A 23,599-nucleotide genomic window follows, 5' to 3' on the forward strand; every position below is an offset into this window, starting at 1 on the left:
GGTGTGGTGGGAGGATCGGACTGTGGTGACCACGACCCCGGACGCGCCCGCCGCCTCGACCGCGGACGTGCTGCACGAGCTGCGCGCCGCGCTCGGCCGCGCGGGCCGGAGCGCCGTCGACGACTCGACGCGCCGCCGCGCGGAGTACAGCACCGACGCCTCGAACTACCGCGTCGTGCCGCAGGTCGTCGTCTTCCCGCGGGACGTCGACGACCTGGTCGCCGTCGCCGATGTCGCGCGCCGCACGGGCACGCCGCTGACGGTGCGCGGCGGCGGCACCTCGGTGGCCGGCAACGCGGTCGGCACGGGGATCGTCGTCGACACGTCGCGCCACCTCACGGCGATCGGCGAGATCGACCCGCACGCGCGCACCGCGGTCGTGCAGCCGGGCGTCGTGATGAGCAGCCTGCAGGCGGCGGCCAGGCCGCACGGGCTGCGCTTCGGCCCGGACCCCTCCACGCAGAACCGGGCGACCCTCGGCGGCATGATCGGCAACAACGCGTGCGGCCCGCACGCCGTCGCCTACGGGCGGACGGCGGACAACGTCGTGAGCCTGGACGTCGTCGACGGGCGCGGGCGCCGCTTCACCGCCGGCCGGGGGGCGGGGGCGCTCGACGCCGTGCCCGGCCTCGCGGACCTCGTGACGACGAACCTCGGCACCGTGCGCACGGAGCTCGGGCGCTTCGGCCGGCAGGTGTCCGGCTACTCGCTCGAGCACCTGCTCCCCGAGCACGGCACGGACCTCGCGAAGATGCTCGTCGGCACCGAGGGCACCCTCGTCACGGTGCTCGGTGCCACCGTGAGCCTGGTCCCCGTCGCGGACGCCGCGGTGCTGGTCGTGCTCGGCTACCCGGACATGCCGTCGGCGGCCGACGCCGTGCCCGCCCTGCTCGCGCACTCGCCGCTCGCGGTCGAGGGACTCGACGCGCGCCTGGTCGACGTCGTCCGCCGCCACCGCGGCGAGGCGCACGTGCCCGCGCTCCCGCCGGGCGCCGGCTGGCTCATGGTCGAGATGGGCGGCGCCACGCGCGAGGAGGCGCTCGAGCGCGCCCGTGCGATGGCCGCGGACGCCGGCACGAGCGCCGCGCGCGTCATCCCGCCGGGCGCGGAGGCGTCGGCGATGTGGCAGATCCGCGCCGACGGCGCCGGGCTGGCCGGCCGCACGCCCGACGGCGCCCAGGCGTGGCCGGGGTGGGAGGACGCGGCGGTCCCGCCCGAGCGGCTCGGTGCCTACCTGCGCGAGTTCGACGCGCTCATGGCCGCCCACGGCGTCGAGGGCCTGCCGTACGGGCACTTCGGCGACGGCTGCATCCACGTGCGGCTCGGCATCCCGCTCGAGCGGTCGGTCGACGTCCCGGGCTTCCGCGCCTTCATGACCGAGGCGGCTCACCTCGTCGCCGCGCACGGCGGCTCGCTGTCCGGCGAGCACGGGGACGGGCGTGCCCGCTCCGAGCTGCTGCCGCTGATCTACTCCGAGCGTGCGATCGGGCTGTTCGGCGCGGTCAAGGAGCTGTTCGACCCGGCGGACGTGCTCAACCCGGGCGTCCTGGTCGACCCGCGCCCGCTCGACGCGGACCTGCGCCGCCCGCACGCGCTGCCGATCGCGCGCTCCGGCGGCTTCGCCTTCCCCCACGACGGCGGCGACCTGACGACGGCCGTCCACCGCTGCGTCGGCGTCGGCAAGTGCCGGGCCGACTCCGGGGCGTCGGGCGGCTTCATGTGCCCCTCCTACCTCGCGACGCGCGACGAGAAGGACTCGACCCGCGGCCGGGCGCGCGTGCTGCAGGAGATGGCCAACGGGACGCTGGTGACGCACGGCGCCCGCTCCGCCGAGGTCCACGAGGTGCTGGACCTGTGCCTGAGCTGCAAGGCGTGCTCGAGCGACTGCCCGGCCGGGGTCGACATGGCCCAGTACAAGGCCGAGGTGCTGCACCGGACGTACCGCCGCCGGCTGCGGCCCCGCACCCACTACGCGCTCGGCTGGCTGCCGCGCTGGAGCCGGCTCGTCGACCGACTGGGGCTCGCGGGCGTCGCGAACGCCGTCCTCGGTGTGCGCCCGCTCGCGCGTCTCGTCCTGCGCGTCGGCGGCATGGACGCGCGCCGCTCGATCCCGGCGTTCGCGCCCACGTCGTTCCGCCGCTGGTGGTCCGGGCAGGCCGGCGCCGTGCACCCCACCGACGGTGTGGGCGAGGCGACGGTGGGCGCGGCGTCGAGCCTCGGCTCCACGGACCCGGCGCGCCGCGTCGTGCTGTGGACCGACTCCTTCAGCGACGGCTTCGACCCCGACGTGCCCCGCGCGATGGTCCGGGTGCTGCGGGACGCCGGCTACGAGGTGATCGTCCCGGAGCAGGACGCGTGCTGCGGGCTGACCTGGATCAGCACGGGCCAGCTCGACGGCGCCCGGGCACGGCTCTCCGACCTGCTGGGCGTGCTCGGACCGTACGCCGTCAACGGCATCCCGATCGTGGGGGTCGAGCCGTCCTGCACCGCCGTGCTGCGTTCCGACCTGCTCGACCTGCTGCCGGACGACCCGCGCGCCGTCGCCGTCGCCCACGCCACGCGCACGCTCGCCGAGCTGCTCACCGCCCCGGCCCCGCTGGGCCCCGACGGGTGGGAGCCGCCGAGCCTGGAGGGCGTCACCGTCGTCGCGCAGCCGCACTGCCACCACCACTCGGTCATGGGGTACGACGCCGACCGGGCGCTGCTCCGCGCGGCCGGCGCGGAGGTGACCACGCTCGCGGGGTGCTGCGGTCTCGCCGGGAACTTCGGCATGGAGCACGGGCACTACGAGGTCTCGGTCGCCGTCGCCGAGCACGCCCTGCTGCCGGCGCTGCGCGACGCGGCCCCCGGCACGGTGCTGCTGGCCGACGGGTTCTCCTGCCGGACCCAGGCACAGGACCTCGCCGGAGCGTCGATGAGGCACCTCGCCCAGCTGCTCTCCGACCGGATCGACGCCCGCGAGCGCGCCCAGGGGTGAGTCCCGCCGCTGGACCGAACGGGTCGATTCCCGCCGGGGCATTCCGGACAGACCACCGCAGACCGTAGGCTGCGGGCGGTCGAGGCGCGCGAGCGCAGTCGGGAAGTGCCATGCCCCCCATGTTCGAGGTCGAGAGCACGAGGTCCGTCGCGGTCCACCCCCTGTCGCCCGAGGGCGGCGGGCTGCCGACGCCGGGGCTCGTGGCCGACCACCTGGACACGCTGCTCGGCGAGCAGCTGCTGCCCCTGCGCCTGCGCGAGGGCGCCGCCGACGAGCCGTACCTCCTGGCGGTCGACGCCTCGGGGCAGCCCGTGGTCGTCGAGATCTGCGCCGTGCTGGACGAGGCCGCCGTCGTGAAGGCGCTGCGGCACGCGGGGCGGGCCGCGAGCATGAGCGCGCAGGACCTGGCGCGTGCCTACCCCGGCGGCCCCGGGCGCTTCGCGGCGCATCTCGAGGCCTTCCGAGAGACGGTGCCCGCGACGACGCTCCTGCCCACGTCGGTCCGCAGCGGGGCGCGCCTGCTCCTCGTGTGCTCGGCGATCGCCCCCGGGATGGAGGACGTCGTCGAGTTCCTGCTCCAGCCGGGCTGGCGGGTCGACGTGCTCACGGTCGGCGTCGTGCCCGGCGCCGACGGCGCGCGCATCGTCGGCGTCGCGCCGCTCACGCGCGTGCCGCCGCCGCGGCGCGCCATGGAGCCCGCGCGTCGGGCGCCGCGCCGGCCGTCGGGCGGCACGTGGCCCTTCGCGGACCCGCAGCGGCGGATGCCGGGTGTGACGCCGCCCCCGTTCGCCGTCCGCACGGCGCCGTCGGCGGCCGCGGCCGACCCGCCGCCCGAGGCGCCGCCGCCCGCGGCACCGGCCCCCGACGCGCCGCCCCCGGGACCCGACGGTCGTCTCATCCGCGTGGCCACGCACCTGGGCGCCCCGGCGGCGCTGGTGTGGCAGCGTGAGGACGGCGGGTACCACGAGGCGCTCCTGCACGCCGACGGCTGGATCGAGCTGCCCGACGGCACCCGTCTCCGCTCGCCCGACGAGGCGGCGGCAGCGCTCACGGGCGACGCGGCCACGGACGGCTGGCGGGTGTGGCACGTCGAGCGGCCGGACGGCCCGTCGCTGGCGGACGCGCTCGAGCGCGCCTCGGGCTGACGGGGGCCGGCGCGCTCACATCCAGCCGTAGGCCGACGTCCAGCGCCGGAGCTCCTCGTAGAAGAGGGTGCGGGCCGGGAGCCGGGACAGCGTGAGGTCGTGCAGGCCGCCGCGGACGCGGACCACGGTGACGACCGGGCCGAGCATCACGGCGCGCCGCGCGGTCAGGTCGACGTCGAGCACGGTGTCGGCCTCGCGCATCTCCTCGCGCCACCGGGGGAGCACCAGGCTCCGGGCGGAGAGGCCCACGAAGACCGGCACGGTCAGGTTCAGGCCGCGCTGGACCTGGGCGTGCCCGCTGAGCACCGCCTGGACCCAGCCGGCGCGCACCGGGTGGTAGGGCGTGGGTCGCCACGTCGTGTCGTACTCCCACTCGCCGCCCTGCTCCCGCAGCAGGGAGCGGGCGTAGAACCCGGGGTCGATCACGCCCAGCGGCGTCTTGGGCCGCTGCCGGGCGATGGGCAGGATCAGCGGCATGCTGAGGTTGCGCGCCAACGAGGCCCCGAGCAGCTCCAGCCAGGGGCTGTTGAGGACGAGCCCCGTGACCAGACCGGGCCGGCGCCGCGCCCACAGCGAGCCCACGAGGCCGCCGGTGGAGTGGCCCATGAACATGATCCGGGCACGGCGGCCGAGGTCCGCGTGGATCTGCCGGATCGCGGCGTCCAGCTCCTCGTCGTACGTCGCCAGGTCGTCGACGTAGTTCGGCGTCTGGTGCGGGCGCAGGCTGCGCCCGTACTTGCGCAGGTCGAGCGCGTAGAACGCCGCGCCCTCCGCGTGCCAGAACTCGGCGAGCCCGGTCTGGAAGAAGTAGTCGTTCCACCCGTGCACGTACAGCACGGCCCGCGCCGGGCGGACGTCCGCGGCGGCCTGCGGCCGGTACCGGACCAGGGTCGCGACGACCTCGCCCTCGTCGTCGTCGGCGAGCGGCAGCGTCAGGGCCTGGTAGTCCGCCCCGAGGACATCGGTGACCCAGGTGCTCATGCGGGCGTGACCACGACCTTCCCGAAGTGCTCTCCGGAGGCGAGGCGCGCGAACGCGTCGTGCACCCGGTCGAGCTGGTACGTCGAGTCGACCACGGGGCGGACCCCGGTGCGAGCCAGGAAGCGCAGGAGCGCCTCGAGGTCGACCTTCGCGCCCATGGTCACGCCGACGACGCGGAGCTCGGTGAAGAACACCCGGGTCAGCTCGGCGCCGGGCTGGTCGCCGCTGGTCGCACCGGCCACCACGACGGTGCCGCCCGGGCGCAGCGAGCGGATCGAGTGCGCCCACGTCGCGGCGCCGACCGTCTCCAGGACGGCGTCGACCCGGAAGGGCAGGCGGGCGCCGCTCTCGAGCGCGAGCGACGCGCCGAGGCCCAGCGCGCGCTCGCGCTTGCCCTCGTCGCGGCTGGTGACGACCACCTCGACGCCCGCCGCCGAGCCCAGCACGACGGCGGCCGTGGCGACCCCGCCGCCCGCGCCCTGCACGAGCACGCGGTCGCCCGGGCGCGCACCGGCGGCGACGAAGAGCATCCGGTAGGCGGTCAGCCAGGCGGTGGGCAGGCAGGCCACCTCCTCGAACGACAGCTCGGCCGGCTTGGGCACCAGGTTCCACGTCGGCACCGCGACGCGCTCCGCGAGCGTGCCCGGGTAGGCCTCGGAGAGCAGCGTGCGGCGCTCCGTCGGCCCCACGCCGTGGCCGGTCTCCCCGATGACGGAGTGGATGACGACCTCGGTCCCGTCGGCAGTGGTGCCGGCGCCGTCGGTGCCCAGGACCATCGGCAGGCGGTCCTGGGGCAACCCGACGCCCCGGAGCGACCACAGGTCGTGGTGGTTGAGGCTGGCGGCCCGCACGTCGACGACCGACCAGTCCGGCCGCCCCTCCGGCGGCGCGGCGTCGGGGCGCTCCCCGAGCTCGAGGCAGGCGAGCGGGTCGTCGGGATCGGTCCGGGCGGCGTAGGCGGCGAGCACACCCCAAACCTACGTGCCCGCCCCCCGACCCCGCCCGGGACACGAAGCCCGCGCCATCCGCCACCGGCCCTACGCCACTCCGCCAGGCCGCCAGGCCGCCGCGCCACTCCGCCGCGCCCCATCCCCCGCGGCAGGTCCGACGGCGACGTCGGACGCCCCGACGCCGCTCAGCACGTCCGTTCCGTTCGAGCACGTCCGCTTGCAGAGGACGTCGTCGGTGGGAACGGACGTGTTCGGCGGGCGGGGCGGGTAGGTGGGGCGGAGGGCGGCGGTCGCGGCGGTGAGGGCCGGCGGGATGTCGACGTCGGACAGCCGCCGACGCCGGACGCCCCGACGCCGCTCAGTACGTCCGTTCCGTTCGAGCACGACCGTTGTGGAGGACGTTGTGGGTGGGAACGGACGTGTTCGGCGGGCGGGGCGTTTAGGTGGGGCGGAGGGCGGCGGTCGCGGCGGGGCGGGGGCGGCGGGGCGGGTGGGTCAGAGGAGGGGGAGGGTGCGGCCCAGGTCGGGGACGGAGTCGGACGTGTGGTGGGCGCTCAGGGCCCGGGCGACGCCGTCCGCGTCGTGGGGCACGCGGCCGCAGGCCAGTCGCGTCCACGCCAGCGGGTCGACCACCTCGAGGTCCCAGCCGCCGCGGTCGACGACGACCTCCAGCAGCGAGTCGGCGACGAGCCGCAGGGCGGCGGGGTCCACCGGCCCTTCCTCGCCCGTGCTCGTGCGGTCCAGCGAGCGCGCCAGGTCGTCACCGTGCACGACGAGCTCGAGGAGCCGGGACAGCAGGAAGTCGGAGAGGTGGATCGCGCCGCGGCGAGCCTGCACGACGACGTCGGGGGCCGCCGTGCGCAGCTGCGTCACCTGGGCGAACGCGGTCGCGGCCATCGCGTCGAGGCGCCCGGCACGGTCGGGGGCGATCGCCGCGGCGAGCTCGCGGGTGATGCGGTCGATGTCCGCGCCCGCCGCGGTGTAGGTCGCGAGGTACTCCCCGAGGCTCAGCGGGCGAGGCCCCGCCGCGGCGGGCTGCACCGCGGCGAGGGCGTCGAGACTCCTGCCCAGGTGCGCCACGAGGTGCTCGACCGTCCAGCCGTCGAGCACGCTCGCGCGGTGCAGCGCGTCGTCGTCCAGCCCGCTGATCCAGGTGCGCAGGCGCAGCCACTGCCGGCGCAGCGTGTCGTCGATCGCGGTCAGCTCGGTGGCGTCCACTGGGGCTCCCATGCTCACCATGCTAGGGAGCGCCGCGCCGGCTGTCGGGTCAGCGGTACCCGGCGAGGATCGCGTCGATCTCCGCCTGCTCCTGGTTGGCCTCGGCCCGGTCCTGCGCCACGGCGGCCGGGTCGGCGGTGCCGGCCGCGATCGCGTCGCGCAGGGCGCGGTCGGCGTCGACCTCCTCCTGGGTGACGGGGATCGTCCAGCTCGTCGGGAAGACGGGCGGGTCACCGGGGCCGGCGTACCCGCCGTGCCAGCAGCTGTGCCGGGCGCGCAGCACGCCCAGCCAGTACATGCTGCTGGGGTCGTCCGCCTCGGCGGTCCGCTCCGAGAGGCTGTACGCGGCGTTGTCCATGTCGAGATCGCCCTGACCCTCGACCTCGGCCGCGAACAGCTCGCCGACGGCCGCCCTGACGGCCGGGTCGTCGAGGTGCGCGAGGTTGCCGGTCAGCACGGCGCACGCCTCGAGGTCCACGGTCGGGGTGCCGAGCAGCCCGAGGTCCTTGGGTGGGCCGACGGACGACTCCGCCGCAGCCGCCTCGCCGCGCTCGCGGCTCTCGGTCAGCGCCGCCTCGTGGGCCGCATCCTCGCCCGCGGCCTCGGCGCGGTAGGCAGCGGTGTGCAGCGTGACCGGGTAGCCGCGGTCCGCGCAGCCGACGTCGGCGCGGTGCTCCCCGTCGGCGTAGGACGCCAGCACCGCACCGGAGCCCGTCTCCAGCGTCCCCTCGACGCACAGCGCGTCGCCGTCGAGGTAGGCCTCGACGTGGACGTCGCGCACGGCGCCGTCGTCGTCGAGCCCGATCTCCTGCGCGACCTCGCGCAGGTTCGCCGGCCAGGCGCCGTCGTCCTCGCGGAGGCCGGTCAGATCCGATGCGACGTCCTGGGTGACGGAGCGGACCGTGGCGGCGTCCCCGCGGGCGGCGGCGTCGCGCTGCCACTGCCCGGGCGGGCCGGAGCCCGCGAGGTAGAGCACGGCACCGATCGCCGAGAGGACGGCGAGCACGGTGGAGATCGCCGCCCCGGCCAGGGCGAGCCCCCAGCCGCCGTCGCCGCTGCGCCGGATGCGCCGCAGCGCGACGTAGGACAGCACGAGGCCCGCGGGCCAGAGCAGCAGTGCGGTGACGAAGCCCCAGACGGCCAGGGGATCGGTGTCGCGGTACCGCGACGGGGGCAGGGGCGGGGCAGCGGGCACTGGTCTCCTGGTCGGTGGACGCGGGTGTGCTCAGGTGAGGAAGTCGCGCACGAGCGCGCCGACCTGATCCTCCTCGATGAGGAAGCCGTCGTGGCCGAAGTCGGAGCGGATCAGGTGGAACCCGTCGGCGTGCGGCAGGGCGGCGGCCGTCGCCGCGGACTGCTCGGGCAGGTAGAGGCGGTCGGTGTCGACGCCGACGACGAGCGCACGCGCGCTCACCCGCGCGAGCGCGGCCTCGACGCCGCCGCGGCCCCGGCCGACGTCGTGCGACAGGATCGAGTCGGTGAGCACGACGTAGGTGTTGGCGTCGAACCGGCGCGCGAGCTTGCCCCCGTGGTGGTCGAGGTAGGACTGCACCGCGAAGCGCCCGCCGCCGCCGAGCGGCTCCTCGCCGTCCTGCGGCGTGCGACCGAAGCGCTCGTCGAGCTCGACCGCGCTGCGGTACGTGGTGTGGGCGATCTGGCGCGCGACCGCGAGTCCCGCGTGCGGCCCGTCGCCGTCGGCCGCGTCGTAGTAGTCGCCGCCGCGGAAGCGCGCGTCCCCGCGGATCGCCGCCAGCTGGGCGTGGGCCCAGGCGATCTGGTCGCCGGTCGTGCGGGCCGTGGTGGCGATGGGTGCGATCGCGCGGACGCGGTCCGGCGCCATGACGCCCCACTCGAGCACGCGCATGCCGCCGGCGGACGCGCCGACGACCAGCGCCCACGCATCGATCCCGAGCGCGTCGGTCAGCGCGATCTCGGCGGCGACCTGGTCCCGCACCGTGACGTACGGGAAGCGTCCGCCCCAGGGCCGGCCGTCGGGCGACGTCGACGCCGGCCCGGTGCTGCCCTGGCAGCCGCCGAGCACGTTGGGCGCGACGACGAAGTAGCGGTCCGTGTCGATGGGTCGGCCCGGCCCGACGAGCGAGGGCCACCAGCCGGCCGTCGGGTGCCCCGGGCCGGCGGGCCCCGTCACGTGGGAGTCGCCCGTGAGCGCGTGCAGCACGAGCACCGCGTTGTCGCCCGACGGCGACAGCGTGCCCCACGTCTCGTAGGCCATCCGGACCGCGGGCAGGTGTCCGCCGGCCTCGAGGTCCTGCGGACCCAGGTCGACGAACTTCCGGTCCCCGACCGGGTCGCCCTCGCGCCAGGCAGCGCTCGCCGGGACGGCGTCGGAGGCCTGCACGACGCGCAGACCTCCGGCGCCGTCACGGCGACCACCGGCCGTGTCCACGGGCGGCCGCCCGTCGTGTGCGCGGGGGGCGGCCCGGTCGGGGACCCCCATCACGCGCCCTTGGCGGCCCGGAAGCCCGCGTCGAGGTCGGCGAGGATGTCCTCCACGCCCTCGATCCCCACCGAGAGGCGGACCAGGCCCGGGGTGATGCCGGACCGCAGCTGCTCCTCGGGCGTCAGCTGGCTGTGCGTCGTCGACGCCGGGTGGATGACGAGCGAGCGCACGTCCCCGATGTTCGCGACGTTCGAGTGGAGCTCGAGCGCGTCGACGAACCGCTTGCCCGCCTCGGCGCCGCCCGCGAGCTCGAAGGACACGATCGCGCCGGCGCCGCGCGGCGCGTACTTCTGGGCGTTCGCGTGCCACGGGCTCGACGGCAGGCCCGCGTAGTGCACGCGCACGACGTCGTCGCGCTGCTCGAGCCACTGCGCCACCTGCTGGGCGTTCGCGACGTGGCGCTCGACGCGCAGCGACAGGGTCTCGATGCCCTGGGCGATGAGGAAGGCGTTGAAGGGCGAGATCGAGGAGCCGAGGTCCCGCAGGAGCTGGACGCGGGCCTTGAGGATGAACGAGAGGTTGACCGGGAAGAGCCCGCCGACGCCCAGGTCGCGCGCGAAGACCAGGCCGTTGTACGAGGGGTCCGGGGTGTTGTAGTTGGGGAACCGCTCGGGGTGCTGGGCGTAGTCGAACGTGCCGCCGTCGACGATGACGCCGCCGATGGCCGCCCCGTGGCCGCCGAGGTACTTGGTGGCCGAGTGCACGACGACGTCGGCGCCGTGCTCGAACGGACGGATCAGGTACGGCGTCGCGACGGTGTTGTCGACGACGAGCGGGACGCCCACCTCGTGCGCGACCGCCGCGACGGCCTCGATGTCGAGGACGTCGGCCTGGGGGTTGGGGATCGTCTCGCCGAAGAAGAGCTTGGTGTTCGGCTGCACCGCGTCGCGCCAGGCCTGCGGGTCGTGCGGGTCCGTGACGAACGTCGTCGTGATGCCGAGCCGCGGCAGCGTGTAGTGGAGCAGGTTGTAGGTGCCGCCGTAGAGGCTCGGGCTCGCGACCACGTGGTCGCCGGCCTCGGCGATGTTGAGGATCGCGAACGTCTCCGCGGCCTGGCCGGACGAGAGCAGCAGGGCACCGACGCCGCCCTCGAGCGACGCGATGCGGTCCTCGACGGCCTGCGTCGTCGGGTTCCCGATGCGCGTGTAGATCGGGCCGAGGTCCTGCAGCGCGAAGCGCGCGGCGGCCGTGTCGGCGTCCGGGAAGACGAACGACGTCGTCTGGTAGATCGGCAGCGCGCGGGCGCCGGTCGTGGGGTCGGCGGTCTGACCGGCGTGGATCTGGCGGGTCTCGAAGGACCAGTTCTCGTTGCTCATGGTGCGGGCTCCTCGATGAGTGGGAGCCGCGGGGTGACCACAGCCAGCGCACTGACCCGGCCAGCCCGCGACGGGACTGGGGCGTGTGCACGTGGGGAGTGGCGCCCTGGCCGGTGGTTCAGGCGGGCGCGGGAGCGCGGCTACCTACCGGTCAGCGGGCGCACCACCGGACGTGCGCTGTCAGCGGCACATTCGGCAGGTCATGCCGGCGACACTACGGCGGCGCGTGGGGGGACCACGAGACCCGTCTTACATGTCGGACGACGCGTCCACGCCTCGGGCCGACCCCCGGAGCGAGGGCGTGGCGCCGGCCGCCGATCGGGTGAACATGCCGCGGGCGTGTGCCGGCGCGAGGGCCGGCGCCCCGTGGGCGACGCACCCGCGCCACCGCGCCGCGCCACGCACGGGCGGGTCCGAGTTGTCCGCTCCCCGCGTCGGGGCTGGTGGGACGGATGTGACTGCTGTGACGGGAGTGACGGAAGTTGTTGGTGTGACGCCTGTTCCCTCCTGCGGCTGGTGTGGGTAGCGTTCGTCGGGCGTGCCGCCTCGACGGCAGCGCACGGCGGCCGGACCCTCGCGGTCGGGCGCCCCCACTGGACGACGGGAACGGCATGACCCACTGGACCACCGGCGCGCGCCGCACCGCCGCGGCGACGGCGCTCGTCCTCGCGCTCGGGGCCGCGACCGCCGGCGCCTCCTACGCCGACCCCGACGTCAGCGACGACGACGTCCGCGCGGCGCAGGACGCGGTCCGCACGGCGGCGCGCACGGTCGCCGCCGTCGAGGTCGAGCTCGCCGCGCAGTCCGCCGAGCTCGAGGGCGCATGGACCGCCGTGTCCGCCGCGGCCGAGGACTACGCCGCCGCCACCGCCGAGCGGGATGCCGCGGCCGAGCGGGCCCGGGTCGCGCTGGAGGAGGCCGCCGTCGCGGCCGCCGACGCCGAGGTCGCCCGCGCCGCGCTCGGCGAGATCGCCATGCAGGCCTACCGGTCGGGCGGCTCGCTGGACGGCCTCGGTGCGTTCCTCTCCGCCGACGGCTTCGAGGACCTCGTCGCCCGTCAGACGGCCATGGACCAGCTCGGCGACCGCGCCCAGCGCGCCGTCCAGCTCTTCGACGCGGCGGATCTCGTCGCGCGCACGCTCGAGGACCGCGCCAGCCGGGCCGAGGACGAGGCCGAGGAGTCGGCCGCCGCCGCGCAGGCGGCGCTCGGGCAGGCCCAGACCATGCACGAGGACGCGGAGCGCCGCGTCACGGAGATCGCCGCCGAGCGCGAGTCCCTCCTCGGTGAGCTGGCCTCGCTCCGGCAGACGTCGCTCGAGGTCGAGCGCGCGCGGCAGGCCGAGCTCGACGCGGCGCGTGCTGCGCGCACCGAGGCCGCCGCCGCGGCCGAGCGCGGTGTGGTCGCCGCGCCGCCTGCGCCCGGCACACCGACGACGCCCGCGCCGGCACCCGGGGGCGGCACGCCGGCCCCGGCTCCAGCACCTGCCCCGGCCCCGGCTCCAGCACCTGCCCCCGCGCCCGCACCTGCCCCCGCGCCCGCACCTGCCCCCGCCCCGGCCCCGGCTCCCGCCCCGGCCCCGGCCCCGGCCCCGGCTCCCGCTCCCGCCCCCTCGGACCCCTACGGTCTCGGGACCGGGTCGCAGCGCGGGTCGGCCGCACAGGGCGCGTCGGCCGTCGCCTGGGCCGTGGCCCAGGTCGGCAAGGCGTACGGCTACGGGGCGGTCGGCCCGAACGCCTTCGACTGCTCGGGTCTGACGAGCAAGGCCTGGTCGGCCGCGGGCATCGGCATCAACCGCACGTCCCGCGACCAGTACCGCCAGGTGCGCAAGATCGCCTACGGCGACATGCGCCCGGGGGACCTGATCTTCTACGGCGGCAACGGCGCCGACCCCGGCAGCATCACCCACGTCGCGATGTTCGTCGGCAACGGTCAGATGGTCGAGGCGCCGCGGCCGGGGGTCAACGTGCGCGTCACGTCGATCCGCTGGGCCGGCACCATGCCGTACGCCGGCCGGCCCTGAGCGGTCGGCAGCGCCCGCGCCGCAGCCCGTACGCACGAGAGGCCGCCCCGACGTCAGGTCGGGGCGGCCTCTCGTGGTGCGGCCTCTCGTCGGGAGCGACGCGTCAGTGCTGACCGTGCTTCTCGTAGTAGCCGGTGTCCGCCGCGCGCTGGATCGAGTTGCGGATCTCCTGCTCGGCCGCGGCCTTGTCGACCCAGTGGGCGCCCTCGACCGACTTGCCGGGCTCCAGGTCCTTGTAGACCTCGAAGAAGTGCTGGATCTCGAGCCGGTGGAACTCGCTGACGTCGTCGATGTCCTGGCGCCACGACGCGCGCTGGTCGCCGGTCGGCACGCACAGCACCTTGTCGTCGCCGCCCGCCTCGTCGCGCATCCGGAACATGCCCAGTGCGCGGCAGCGGATCAGGCAGCCCGGGAACGTCGGCTCCTCCAGGAGCACGAGCGCGTCCAGCGGGTCGCCGTCCTCGCCGAGGGTGCCCTCGATGAACCCGTAGTCGTCGGGGTAGCGCGTCGAGGTGAAGAGCATGCGGTCCAGCCGGATGCGGCCGGACTCGTGGTCCACCTCGTACTTGTTGCGCTGACCCTTCGGGATCTCGATGGTGACGTCGAACTCCACGTGCGCTCCCAGGGGTGTAGCCGCCACGGTCGGCGGTGTGCTGGGACTAGTGTGGCGCACCGGCAGGCGGGCGGGGCACCGCGGCGACGCGGGAGGTGCGGATGAGCAGGGCGGGCAGGGTGGCCGGGGCGCTCACGGTGACGCTGCTCCTGGGGGCCGGCGGCTACGCGGCGGCCGACGCGTACGACGTCGTGCCGGGTCTGGTCACGCTCGAGCCGGTCCCCGCGCCGGCCGCGCCCTTCCCGACGGCGCCGGGCGCCGTGCCGGCCCCCGACGTCGACCCCGTCGTGCCGGCGCTCGACCCGGCGGCCCCGGGACCGGGGGCCACGGAGGTCACGGCGCTCGCGCGGGACCTGGTCGCGGACCCCCGCCTGGGCACCTCGACCGGCGTCGTGGTCACGGACGTGCTCAGCGGCGAGGTGCTGGCCGACGTGGACGGGGCGACCCCGCGCGTCCCGGCGTCCACCGCCAAGATGCTCGGCGCGCTCGCCGCGATCACCGCGCTGGGGCCCGAGCGGACCCTGGACACGACGGTCGTCCAGCCGGAGCCCGGTCGGCTCGTGCTCGTGGGCGGCGGCGACATGATGCTCACCGCGGGGGCGGGGCAGCCGGACGCGGTCGTCGGCCGAGCCGGGCTCGTCGACCTCGCGGCGGAGACCGCCCGCGAGCTCCGGCTCGCGGGCGTGAGCCAGGTGGCGCTCGAGCTGGACGACACGCTGTTCTCCGGGCCTGCCATCCACCCCGCGTGGGACCCGTCCGACGTCGCTGACGGCTTCGTCGCGGCCGTCGCGCCGCTGGGGATCGACATCGCGAAGATCCGGCCCGGCGAGTACCCGCCGCGCTACCCGGACCCCGCGCTGCAGACCGCTCAGACGTTCGCCCAGCTGCTCACGGAGCAGGGCATCGCCGTCGCCGGTGCGCCGACCCGCGCCGCCGCGCCCGCGGACGCGCTCGAGCTCGCGCGCGTCGAGTCGGCGCCCGTCCGCGAGATCGTGCGCTACGCCGTGCAGGTCTCCGACAACACCATCACCGAGGTGCTGGGCCGCCTCGTCGCGATCGAGCACGGCCTGCCGGGCAGCTTCGAGGGCGCGACGAGCGCCGTCGTCGCCGAGCTGGGGCGGCAGGGGCTCCCGACGCAGGGCGCGGTGCTCGCGGACTGCAGCGGGCTCGCCGCCGGGTCCGCGCTGCCGGCCGCCCTGCTCACCGGTCTGGTCGCGGCCGCCGCGGATCCCGCCAACCCCAAGCTCCTGCCGGTCCTGGTCGACCTCCCGGTCTCCGGCTGGCAGGGCACCCTCGCGGAGAGGTTCGGCGCGGGACCCGCGCGGGGCCTGGTGCGCGCGAAGACCGGCAGCCTGCCGAACGTCACGTCGCTCGCCGGCACGGTCCAGACCTCCTCCGGGCGGCTGCTCGCGTTCGCCGTCCTCGCCGAGGCGACGCCCCGCGGCCAGACCGCGCCGCGCGCGGCCATCGACGGCTTCGTCCAGCAGCTCGCGGTCCTGCCGTGACCACCGCCGCGACGAGCGCCGACGTCGCGCCGATCCAGGTCGACTGGGAGCGCGCAGCGGCCTGGGCGGGTCGGCTCGCGTCGCCCGGCCCGACGGCGCCCCGCGCCGAGCTCGCCGCGCTGGTGGACGGGCTGCGGGACGCGGCCCACCGCGCGTACCCGCTCGCGCTGCGGGCCGCGCGCCTCGGGCGGGCCGTCGAGGCCTCGGGGCGGCAGGACCAGCGGGCGGCCGTCGTCGTCGTGGACCGGCCGGGCTGGGCGCGGGCGGCGGCGCGCTCCTTCGGCGGCCTGGTGCCCGTGCCCGCCGCCGGCGGAGAGCTGCTGCGGTCGGCCCCCGCGACGGCGCAGGCGGCCGGGCTGCTGGGCATGCTCGCCGGCCGCGTGCTCGGTCAGTTCGACCCCTTCGCGACCGATGTGCCGCCCGGGGGGCGGCTCGTGCTCGTCGCGCCGAACGTGCTGCGCATGCGGGCGCGGCTCAGCGCCGACGCCGACGACTTCGCGCTGTGGGTCTGCGTGCACGAGCAGACGCACGCCCTGCAGTTCGCGGCGGCACCGTGGCTCGTCGACCACCTGCGGGCGCAGGTCCGCGCGCTGGTCTCGGAGCTGGCGGCCGGTGGCGAGGAGGCGGCGGGGCTGGCCGAGCGCGCCCTGCGCGCCGTGCGGCGGCCGGAGCGCGGGCCGGGGCGCCCGGGCGACGACCCGGAGGAGCTCGGCGTGCTCGGGCTGGTGCTGGACCCCGCCCAGCGGGCCCGCATCGACGCCGTCTCGGCCGTGATGTCCCTGCTCGAGGGGCACGCCGAGGTGACGATGGACGCGGTCGGCACCAGGGCGATCCCCTCCGCGCGTCGCCTCCGCGCGCGCTTCGAGGCCCAGCGCCGGCGCCGCACCTCGGCCCCCGACCGGGTCCTGCGCCGGCTCCTGGGCCTCGACGCGAAGATGGCGCAGTACCGCCGGGGCGCGGCGTTCGTGCGCGCGGTGCGCAGGGCGGGGGGCCGGGACGCCCTCGACGCCGCCTGGTCCGGACCGGACGCTCTCCCGACGTCGCGCGAGATCGCCGACCCGCGCGCCTGGGTCCGACGCGTGCACGGCTAGCCGTGACCGGCCCCGATCCCGCCGTCGCGCGCGTGCGCAGCGCGGTGCGGCGCGAGCTGGCGGACCTGGCGGTGCCGGGTGGTGCCGCACCGGCCGCCGACGCGCGCCCGCTCGTGCTCGTCGCCTGCTCCGGGGGCGCGGACTCCCTCGCGCTCGCCGCCGCGACGGCGTTCGTGGCGCCGCGCCTCGGGCTCGCCGCGGGCGCCGTCGTCGTCGACCACGGGCTCCAGGAGGGCAGCGCCGACGTCGCCGCGCGCGCCGCGCAGGCGTGCCGGTCCCTCGGGCTGGACCCGGTCGACGTCGTGCGCGTGGCCGTGGACGGCGGGCGGGAGGGCCCGGAGGGCGCGGCGCGGACCGCGCGTCACGCCGCGCTCGCGGAGCGGGCGCAGGAGCGGCGGGCCGCCGCCGTGCTGCTGGGCCACACGTTGGACGACCAGGCCGAGACCGTCCTGCTGCGCCTCGCCCGCGGGTCGGGTGCCCGCTCGCTGGCGGGCATGCCGCGCCGGCGAGGGCTCCTGCGCCGGCCGCTGCTGGGCGAGCGCCGGGCCACGACGGAGCGGGCGTGCGCCGCGCTGGGGCTCGAGCCGTGGCACGACCCGACGAACGACGCCGACCCGGCCCGGGCCGGCGACCCGGGCGTCCCGCTGCGCAGCCGCGTGCGCGGCGTGCTGCTGCCCGCCCTCGGGACGGTGCTCGGGCCCGGGGTGCCGGACGCGCTCGCCCGCACCGCCGACCTCCTGCGCGAGGACGACGAGGCCCTGCACGAGCTCGCCGTCGCGGCGCTGACGGCGGCCCGCCGCCAGGGCGGCGACGCCGACCTCGACGTGGAGGTGCTCGCCGGCCTCGCACCGGCGGTCCGGCGACGGGCGCTGCGGCTGGCCCTGGTCGCGTCGGGGGCGCCCGCGGGGGCGGTGGCGCACCGCCACGTCGAGGAGGTGGACCGGTTGATCACGGACTGGCACGGGCAGGGCCCGGTGGCCCTCCCGGGCGGGGGCGTGGTGCTCCGCAGGTGTGGCAGGCTGACGCTCGTCCCACGCGCGACGGGGGGGCCGCGGTCGGGCTGAGCCCGCCGGTCCGGTCCGCGGCAGGAGACAGGCGTGATCGAGCACAAGGAGCGGGCAGCGGTGGATGCGGCGGACATGGGCGACGACCTGGAGCGCGTGCTCCTGACCGAGGAGCAGCTGCAGGGCCGGCTCGACGAGCTCGCGGAGCAGATCGACGCGGACTACGCGGGGCGCGAGCTGCTGCTCGTGGGCGTCCTCAAGGGTGCCGTCATGGTCATGGCGGACCTGGCGCGGCGGCTGCACACGTCGGTCCAGATGGACTGGATGGCCGTGTCGTCGTACGGGGCGGGCACGACGTCGTCGGGCGTCGTGCGCATCCTCAAGGACCTCGACGCGGACCTCACGGGACGGCACGTGCTGATCGTCGAGGACATCATCGACTCGGGTCTGACCCTGTCGTGGCTGCTCGCCAACCTGCGCAGCCGCGGTCCGGCGTCGGTCGAGATCGCGACGATGCTGCGCAAGCCCGAGGCCGCCAAGGTCGAGGTGGACGTGCGATACGTCGGCTTCGACATCCCCACCGACTTCGTCGTCGGCTACGGCCTGGACTACGCCGAGCGCTACCGCAACCTGCCGTTCGTCGGCACGCTCGCGCCCCACGTCTACGGCGACTGACGCCTCGCGGCGGGCCCCCACGCGGGCCCGCTGTCGGCTCCTGCCGGCGGAACGCACGGTGCCGGCCGGGAGTTCCCCGTCGCGCCCTGCGCGAACACGGGGCGGCGCAGGGGCACCCAGCGGGTAACGTGACCGCAGACCTGCCCCGCGACCAGGAGGGATAGGGCCCCGGCCCCGTCGCCCATGAACGTCAAGCGCCTCACCCGTGGTCCCGCTCTGTGGATCCTCCTGGCCGTCCTCATCCTGTGGCTCGGTGCCTCGTCCTTCTTCATGGGCACCGGCATCCAGCGCATCGACACCTCCGACGGCCTCGAGCTGCTCGCCGGGGACACGGTGGAGCAGGCCCTGATCGTGGACGGGCAGCAGCGCGTCGACCTGACCCTCACCGAGGACTTCGGTGACAAGGGCCGCAACGTGCAGTTCTACTACGTCGCGCCGCAGGGGCCGTCGGTCGTCGAGGCGATCGCCGACGCCGACCTCGAGGGCGGCTTCAACTCCGAGGTCCCGCGCACGACGTGGTGGGCGAGCCTGCTCAGCCTGATCCTGCCGTTCGTCATCATCCTGGGCCTGTTCTGGTTCCTCATGTCCCGGATGCAGGGCGGCGGCTCGCGCGTCATGCAGTTCGGCAAGTCCAAGGCGAAGCTGGTCTCGAAGGAGACGCCGCAGGTCACGTTCGCCGACGTCGCGGGCGTGGACGAGGCCGTCGAGGAGCTCCAGGAGATCAAGGACTTCCTGGCGAACCCCGCCAAGTTCCAGGCGGTCGGGGCGAAGATCCCCAAGGGCGTGCTGCTCTACGGCCAGCCCGGTACCGGCAAGACGCTCCTCGCACGCGCCGTCGCGGGCGAGGCGGGCGTCCCGTTCTACTCGATCTCCGGCTCGGACTTCGTGGAGATGTTCGTCGGCGTCGGTGCGTCGCGCGTGCGCGACCTGTTCGACCAGGCGAAGCAGAACGCCCCGGCCATCATCTTCATCGACGAGATCGACGCCGTCGGCCGCCACCGCGGGGCCGGCATGGGCGGCGGGCACGACGAGCGCGAGCAGACGCTCAACCAGATGCTCGTCGAGATGGACGGCTTCGACGTCAACGCGAACGTCATCCTCATCGCGGCCACCAACCGGCCCGACATCCTCGACCCCGCCCTGCTGCGCCCCGGGCGCTTCGACCGGCAGATCGCTGTGGACGCGCCCGACCTCAAGGGGCGCGAGCGCATCCTCAACGTCCACGCCAAGGGCAAGCCGATGGCGCCCGACGTCGACCTGCACGCCGTCGCGAAGCGCACGCCCGGCTTCACGGGCGCGGACCTCGCGAACGTCCTCAACGAGGCCGCCCTCCTGACGGCCCGCGGCGGCCTGCAGGTGCTCGGCAACCACGAGCTCGACGAGGCGATCGACCGCGTCATCGCCGGTCCGCAGCGCCGGACCCGGCTGATGAACGACAAGGAGAAGAAGATCACCGCGTACCACGAGGGCGGGCACGCCCTGGTGGCGGCGGCGCTGCGGTACACGGACCCCGTGACCAAGGTGACGATCCTCCCGCGCGGCCGCGCCCTGGGCTACACGATGGTCATGCCGGCCGAGGACAAGTACTCCACGACGCGCAACGAGCTGCTCGACCAGCTCGCGTACGCGATGGGCGGCCGCGTCGCCGAGGAGGTCGTGTTCCACGACCCGACGACCGGCGCCTCGAACGACATCGAGAAGGCCACCGCCATCGCGCGCAAGATGGTCACGCAGTACGGCATGAGCGAGAAGGTCGGCGCCGTGAAGCTGGGCCAGGACAGCGGCGAGGTCTTCATGGGCCGCGACATGGGCCACGGGCGCGACTACTCCGAGGAGGTCGCCGCCACCGTCGACGTCGAGGTCCGCCGCTTCATGGACTTCGCGCACGAGGAGGCGTACGAGATCCTCAACATGTACCGCGACGTGCTCGACACGCTCGTGGTCGAGCTGCTCGAGCGCGAGACGCTGAACCAGGCGGAGCTGGCGGAGATCTTCCGGCCGGTGACCAAGCGCGAGCCGCGCCAGGTCTGGCTCTCGAGCCCGGACCGCACCGTCTCGGACATCCCGCCGGTCCAGACCGCGCGCGAGCGGGCGACGTCGAACGGCCACCCCGTGGTGCCGCAGGACGAGGCCGCGGCCGCGCGTCCCGAGCACCCCGCGTCCCCGGTCGGGGAGGTCCCGCCCGGCGGCACCGTCGGTGGCGCGACCCCGAGCGACGACGGCTGGCCGAGCGGCAGGCCGTGGCCGAGCGACCGCTGAGCCGCACCATGACGCACATGGCGGACGACGTCCCGCTGCCGACCGAGTCGGGGACGCCACCCGACGTCGTCGTCGCGGACGGGGTGGCGATCCCGGTCCGCTACGACCACGCACGGGCCGAGCGCGCGGTGCGCGAGCTCCTGCTCGCCGTCGGCGAGGACCCGGACCGCGACGGGCTGCGGGACACGCCCGCGCGCGTGGCGAGGGCCTACGCGGAGATGTTCGCGGGGCTCCACATGGAGCCGGCCGACGTGCTGACCACGACCTTCGACCTCGGTCACGAGGAGATGGTGCTGGTCAAGGACATCGAGGTGTACTCCACGTGCGAGCACCACCTGGTGCCGTTCCACGGGGTCGCGCACGTCGGCTACATCCCCGGCGTCGACGGCAGGATCACGGGCCTGTCCAAGATCGCGCGGCTGGTGGACCTGTACGCACGGCGTCCGCAGGTCCAGGAGCGCCTCACGTCGCAGGTCGCGGACGCGATGGTGGAGATCCTGCAGCCGCGCGGCGTGCTGGTCGTGATCGAGTGCGAGCACCTGTGCATGTCCATGCGGGGCGTGCGCAAGCCGGGCTCCCGCACGGTCACCTCCGCGGTGCGCGGCCAGATGCGCGACGGCACGACCCGCGCCGAGGCGATGAGCCTCATCCTCGGCCGCTGACACCCGCGGGCGCCGCACCGTGTGCTGGTGCGTCGGCGGCGGTCCTGGGCCCCCCGCGTCGGCTCTAGGGTGGGGGCGTGCTGCACCCCGCTCCGCTGCCCGCGCACCTGACGGTGCTGGACCGGACGCTGGTGATGGGCGTCGTCAACGTCACCCCGGACTCGTTCAGCGACGGCGGCCGGTGGTTCGAGCCGGACGCCGCCGTCGCGCACGGCCTCCGGCTCCTCGCCGAGGGCGCCGACGTGCTCGACGTCGGCGGCGAGTCCACGCGACCCGGCTCCCAGCGTGTGGCGGTCGACGAGGAGCGCCGGCGCGTGCTGCCCGTGGTCCGCGAGCTCGTGGCCGCTGGCGCCGTCGTGAGCGTCGACACGACCCGGGCGGCGGTCGCGCGGGACGCCGTCGCCGCCGGCGCCCACCTCGTCAACGACGTCTCCGGCGGGCTCGCGGACCCGGCGATGGCCGACGTCGTCGCGCAGACCGGCGTCGCCTACGTCGCCATGCACTGGCGCGGGCACGCGGACGTCATGGACTCCCTCACGCACTACGACGACGTCGTCGCGGACGTGCGCGACGAGCTCGCGGGGCGGCTGGCGGCGCTCGAGGCCGCCGGGATCCGACGCGAGCAGGTCGTCCTCGACCCCGGGCTGGGGTTCGCCAAGGCCGGCCGCGACAACTGGCCCCTGCTCGCCCACCTGGACGCGCTGCAGGAGCTCGGTCGCCCGGTGCTCGTCGGCGCGTCCCGCAAACGCTTCCTCGGCCACCTCCTCGCGGGGCCCGACGGCGAACCCGCTGCCCCCACCGCGCGCGACCGCGCCACGGCGGCGATCAGCGCGCTGTCCGCCCTCGGCGGAGCCTGGTGCGTGCGCGTGCACGACGTGGCAGGCTCGGCGGACGCGGTGCGGGTGGCGGCCGCCTGGTCGGCGGCACGGGGCGACCGGACCGACGCAGGACGCAGTGCCACTCAGGACGGAGAGCATCGTGCATGAGCCCACCGCGGGTCCCCACGCCCGCGACCGCATCACCGTGTCCGGCATCGCGGCCACGGGCCACCACGGTGTGTTCGAGCACGAGCGCCGCGACGGCCAGACGTTCGTCGCCGACGTCACGCTCCACGTCGACACCCGGCCCGCCGCCGCGGAGGACCGCCTCGACCTGACCGTGCACTACGGCGTGCTGAGCGAGCAGGTGGCCGCCGTGCTGTCCGGCGAGCCGGCCGACCTCGTCGAGACGGTCGCCGAGCGGATCGCCGCCGTCGCGCTGGCCCACCCCGCGGTCGCGGCGGTCGACGTCGTGGTCCACAAGCCGCAGGCACCCCTCACCGTGCCGTTCACGGACGTCACGGTGCAGATCCACCGCGACCGCACGCACGCGCCGGTGGTCGCCGCGCCGCACGTCGGCCCGGGCGGCCCCGGCGAGCTCCCCGGTGCCCCGGCCGACCTGCTGCCGGAGCCCGTCGAGGCGACGGCGCTCTTCGTCCCCGACTGGGCCCGCGTCGAGGCCGCCCTCGTGCCGGTGGCCGCCCACGCCCGGCCCGCGACGGAGCACGCCCCGGACACGGGACCGGTCCTCGGCACGGGCGCCGGCACGGGTGCCGCCGCGGGCCCCGTGCCCGGCGTCGAGCCCGAGCCGGCGGACCGCCTCGACGCCGTGCCTGCGGAGCCGGTCGACGTCGTCCTGGCGCTCGGGTCGAACCTCGGCGCGAGCCACGACACGCTGCGGCAGGTCGTCCACGACCTCGCGGGAGTCCCCGGGCTCGAGGTCACGGCGGTCGCGCCGCTCGCCCGGACCCAGGCGGTCGGCGGGCCGGAGCAGGCCGACTTCCTCAACACCGTGGTCCTGGCCCGCACGACCCTGAGCCCGCGGGCGCTCCTGCACGCGTGCCAGGGGATCGAGGACGCGCACGGCCGCGTCCGCACCGAGCACTGGGGCCCCCGCACCATCGACGTCGACCTCATCGTGTACGGCTCGACCGTCGCGGCCGCCGACGACCTCGAGCTCCCGCACCCGCGCGCCCATGCGCGGGCCTTCGTCCTCGAGCCGTGGGCCCAGGTCGACCCCGGCGCCGTGCTGCCCGGGCTCGGCGGCGGACCGGTCGCCGCGCTCGCCCAGACGGCACCCGACCGCGGCGGCATCCGGTGGATGGCGCTCGACTGGTGGTCGACCCCGCAGTGAGGCACCCGTGATGAGACGCACACCGTGGCCCCGCCTGCTCGTCGTGGCGTTCGTCGCGACGGTCCTGACCTTCGGCGGCCTGCGGATCGTGGAGAGCCGGGGCGCCACGCTCCTGCCCGTCCCGCTCCTCGCGTCCGTCCTGGTCCTCGGCATCGCGGCGGTGGTGCTCGCCCTCGGCCGCTCCGTGCGCCTGTTCACGCAGGGCAAGCGGCCCGGTCTCGACCCGCTCCTCGCGGCGCGCACGGTGGTGCTCGCCACCGCGTCGGCGTACACGGGTGCGCTGCTCACCGGCTGGTACGCCGGGCACGTCCTGATCGTCCTGGGCGACCTCGCCATCCCCGCGCGGCGGGACCTGGCGGTGACCGCCGGGACGGCGATGGTGTGCACCGTCGTGCTCGCCGTCGTCGGGCTCGTGGTCGAGCGCTGGTGCGAGGTGCCGCCGCCGGACGACGACGTCGAGGGCTCCGGCGCCTCCGCGCCGTCGGGCAGCGCTGCCTGACCTCCCCGCCGGCCGCGGGGCGACGCCGCCCCGGCTCCTCCCGCCGCGTG

General features: G+C 76.0%; 19 protein-coding genes. 12 read left to right on the plus strand and 7 right to left on the minus strand.

Translation table 11 applies throughout. The annotated features are described in order from the left end of the window. Positions 1-25 precede the first annotated feature (25 nt). Together H2O74_RS02675 and H2O74_RS02680 are read left to right on the plus strand one after the other, a co-directional pair. The gene (locus tag H2O74_RS02675; RefSeq protein ID WP_370525803.1) at positions 26-2,977 is read left to right on the plus strand and encodes an FAD-binding and (Fe-S)-binding domain-containing protein; all 2,952 of its coding nucleotides are present in this window, start codon (positions 26-28) and stop codon (positions 2,975-2,977) included. 110 nt (positions 2,978-3,087) lie between these two features. Beyond that, positions 3,088-4,122 carry a hypothetical protein gene (locus tag H2O74_RS02680; protein ID WP_182113007.1) on the plus strand — a complete coding sequence of 345 codons (1,035 nt, stop codon included), beginning with the start codon at positions 3,088-3,090 and terminating at the stop codon, positions 4,120-4,122. A gap of 15 nt (positions 4,123-4,137) precedes the next feature. Here the strand turns inward: H2O74_RS02680 and H2O74_RS02685 are convergent, their stop codons facing one another. The 6 genes from H2O74_RS02685 to H2O74_RS02710 form a co-directional block, all read right to left on the minus strand. Beyond that, positions 4,138-5,103, minus strand: coding sequence for an alpha/beta hydrolase (locus H2O74_RS02685; protein WP_182113008.1), 966 nt, complete (start codon positions 5,101-5,103; stop codon positions 4,138-4,140). Then, positions 5,100-6,071, minus strand: coding sequence for a zinc-binding dehydrogenase (locus H2O74_RS02690; RefSeq protein ID WP_182113009.1), 972 nt, complete (start codon positions 6,069-6,071; stop codon positions 5,100-5,102). Before H2O74_RS02690 ends, H2O74_RS02685 begins: the two co-directional genes overlap by 4 nt. Before the next feature lie 477 nt (positions 6,072-6,548). After that, positions 6,549-7,283: a maleylpyruvate isomerase N-terminal domain-containing protein gene (locus H2O74_RS02695; RefSeq protein ID WP_182113010.1), complete on the minus strand. Its 735-nt coding sequence runs from the start codon at positions 7,281-7,283 to the stop codon at positions 6,549-6,551. A gap of 37 nt (positions 7,284-7,320) precedes the next feature. Then, positions 7,321-8,466: a DUF4190 domain-containing protein gene (locus H2O74_RS02700; RefSeq protein ID WP_182113011.1), complete on the minus strand. Its 1,146-nt coding sequence runs from the start codon at positions 8,464-8,466 to the stop codon at positions 7,321-7,323. Between the two features lie 30 nt (positions 8,467-8,496). Continuing rightward, the gene (locus H2O74_RS02705) at positions 8,497-9,729 is read right to left on the minus strand and encodes a homoserine O-acetyltransferase (RefSeq protein WP_182113012.1); all 1,233 of its coding nucleotides are present in this window, start codon (positions 9,727-9,729) and stop codon (positions 8,497-8,499) included. Continuing rightward, positions 9,729-11,048: a bifunctional o-acetylhomoserine/o-acetylserine sulfhydrylase gene (locus H2O74_RS02710; protein WP_182113013.1), complete on the minus strand. Its 1,320-nt coding sequence runs from the start codon at positions 11,046-11,048 to the stop codon at positions 9,729-9,731. The genes H2O74_RS02705 and H2O74_RS02710 overlap by 1 nt, the downstream gene beginning before the upstream one ends. A gap of 611 nt (positions 11,049-11,659) precedes the next feature. Between H2O74_RS02710 and H2O74_RS02715 the strand changes: the two genes are divergently transcribed. Then, positions 11,660-13,069 carry an NlpC/P60 family protein gene (locus tag H2O74_RS02715; RefSeq protein ID WP_182113014.1) on the plus strand — a complete coding sequence of 470 codons (1,410 nt, stop codon included), beginning with the start codon at positions 11,660-11,662 and terminating at the stop codon, positions 13,067-13,069. A gap of 103 nt (positions 13,070-13,172) precedes the next feature. Here H2O74_RS02715 and H2O74_RS02720 read toward each other — a convergent pair whose 3' ends face one another. Continuing rightward, the gene (locus H2O74_RS02720) at positions 13,173-13,682 is read right to left on the minus strand and encodes an inorganic diphosphatase (RefSeq protein WP_182113015.1); all 510 of its coding nucleotides are present in this window, start codon (positions 13,680-13,682) and stop codon (positions 13,173-13,175) included. Positions 13,683-13,783: 101 nt separating this feature from the next. Between H2O74_RS02720 and dacB the strand changes: the two genes are divergently transcribed. The 9 genes from dacB (at position 13,784) to H2O74_RS02765 (ending at position 23,549) form a co-directional block, all read left to right on the plus strand. Then, on the plus strand, positions 13,784-15,187 hold the full coding sequence (gene dacB, locus H2O74_RS02725; RefSeq protein WP_182113016.1) for a D-alanyl-D-alanine carboxypeptidase/D-alanyl-D-alanine-endopeptidase: 1,404 nt from the start codon (positions 13,784-13,786) through the stop codon (positions 15,185-15,187). Next, entirely contained in the window at positions 15,184-16,278 is a 1,095-nt protein-coding gene (locus tag H2O74_RS02730; RefSeq protein WP_182113017.1) for a zinc-dependent metalloprotease, read from the plus strand. Before dacB ends, H2O74_RS02730 begins: the two co-directional genes overlap by 4 nt. Positions 16,279-16,280: 2 nt before the next feature. Further along, positions 16,281-17,342, plus strand: a complete 1,062-nt coding sequence (tilS, locus tag H2O74_RS02735; protein WP_182113018.1) for a tRNA lysidine(34) synthetase TilS — start codon at positions 16,281-16,283, stop codon at positions 17,340-17,342. Between the two features lie 60 nt (positions 17,343-17,402). Next, on the plus strand, positions 17,403-17,957 hold the full coding sequence (gene hpt, locus H2O74_RS02740; RefSeq protein ID WP_182114010.1) for a hypoxanthine phosphoribosyltransferase: 555 nt from the start codon (positions 17,403-17,405) through the stop codon (positions 17,955-17,957). A 183-nt stretch (positions 17,958-18,140) separates the two neighbouring features. Continuing rightward, a complete protein-coding gene (ftsH, locus tag H2O74_RS02745) occupies positions 18,141-20,216 on the plus strand; it encodes an ATP-dependent zinc metalloprotease FtsH (RefSeq protein ID WP_182113019.1) in 2,076 nt (691 codons plus the stop codon). Positions 20,217-20,224: 8 nt separating this feature from the next. After that, positions 20,225-20,878 carry a GTP cyclohydrolase I FolE gene (folE, locus tag H2O74_RS02750; protein ID WP_182114011.1) on the plus strand — a complete coding sequence of 218 codons (654 nt, stop codon included), beginning with the start codon at positions 20,225-20,227 and terminating at the stop codon, positions 20,876-20,878. Between the two features lie 134 nt (positions 20,879-21,012). Then, entirely contained in the window at positions 21,013-21,864 is an 852-nt protein-coding gene (gene folP, locus H2O74_RS02755; RefSeq protein WP_182114012.1) for a dihydropteroate synthase, read from the plus strand. Then, positions 21,857-23,050 (plus strand): 2-amino-4-hydroxy-6-hydroxymethyldihydropteridine diphosphokinase, encoded by a 1,194-nt coding sequence (folK, locus tag H2O74_RS02760; protein WP_220458011.1) that lies wholly within the window; start codon positions 21,857-21,859, stop codon positions 23,048-23,050. The genes folP and folK overlap by 8 nt, the downstream gene beginning before the upstream one ends. A 10-nt stretch (positions 23,051-23,060) precedes the next feature. After that, positions 23,061-23,549: a DUF3180 domain-containing protein gene (locus tag H2O74_RS02765; RefSeq protein ID WP_182113020.1), complete on the plus strand. Its 489-nt coding sequence runs from the start codon at positions 23,061-23,063 to the stop codon at positions 23,547-23,549. Positions 23,550-23,599 lie beyond the last annotated feature (50 nt).

Origin of the sequence: Actinotalea sp. JY-7876, assembly GCF_014042015.1 — a bacterium.
In the GTDB taxonomy this organism is placed as follows: domain Bacteria; phylum Actinomycetota; class Actinomycetes; order Actinomycetales; family Cellulomonadaceae; genus Actinotalea.

Excerpts from the sequence above, each read along its gene's own strand:
- H2O74_RS02680 (WP_182113007.1), top strand. The coding sequence starts at position 3,088 with ATGCCCCCCATGTTCGAGGTCGAGAGCACGAGGTCCGTCGCGGTCCAC.
- H2O74_RS02685 (WP_182113008.1), bottom strand. The coding sequence starts at position 5,103 with ATGAGCACCTGGGTCACCGATGTCCTCGGGGCGGACTACCAGGCCCTG.
- H2O74_RS02695 (WP_182113010.1), bottom strand. The coding sequence starts at position 7,283 with ATGGGAGCCCCAGTGGACGCCACCGAGCTGACCGCGATCGACGACACG.
- H2O74_RS02705 (WP_182113012.1), bottom strand. The coding sequence starts at position 9,729 with ATGGGGGTCCCCGACCGGGCCGCCCCCCGCGCACACGACGGGCGGCCG.
- H2O74_RS02710 (WP_182113013.1), bottom strand. The coding sequence starts at position 11,048 with ATGAGCAACGAGAACTGGTCCTTCGAGACCCGCCAGATCCACGCCGGT.
- H2O74_RS02715 (WP_182113014.1), top strand. The coding sequence starts at position 11,660 with ATGACCCACTGGACCACCGGCGCGCGCCGCACCGCCGCGGCGACGGCG.
- dacB (WP_182113016.1), top strand. The coding sequence starts at position 13,784 with ATGAGCAGGGCGGGCAGGGTGGCCGGGGCGCTCACGGTGACGCTGCTC.
- ftsH (WP_182113019.1), top strand. The coding sequence starts at position 18,141 with ATGAACGTCAAGCGCCTCACCCGTGGTCCCGCTCTGTGGATCCTCCTG.
- folE (WP_182114011.1), top strand. The coding sequence starts at position 20,225 with ATGACGCACATGGCGGACGACGTCCCGCTGCCGACCGAGTCGGGGACG.
- folP (WP_182114012.1), top strand. The coding sequence starts at position 21,013 with ATGGGCGTCGTCAACGTCACCCCGGACTCGTTCAGCGACGGCGGCCGG.
- H2O74_RS02765 (WP_182113020.1), top strand. The coding sequence starts at position 23,061 with ATGAGACGCACACCGTGGCCCCGCCTGCTCGTCGTGGCGTTCGTCGCG.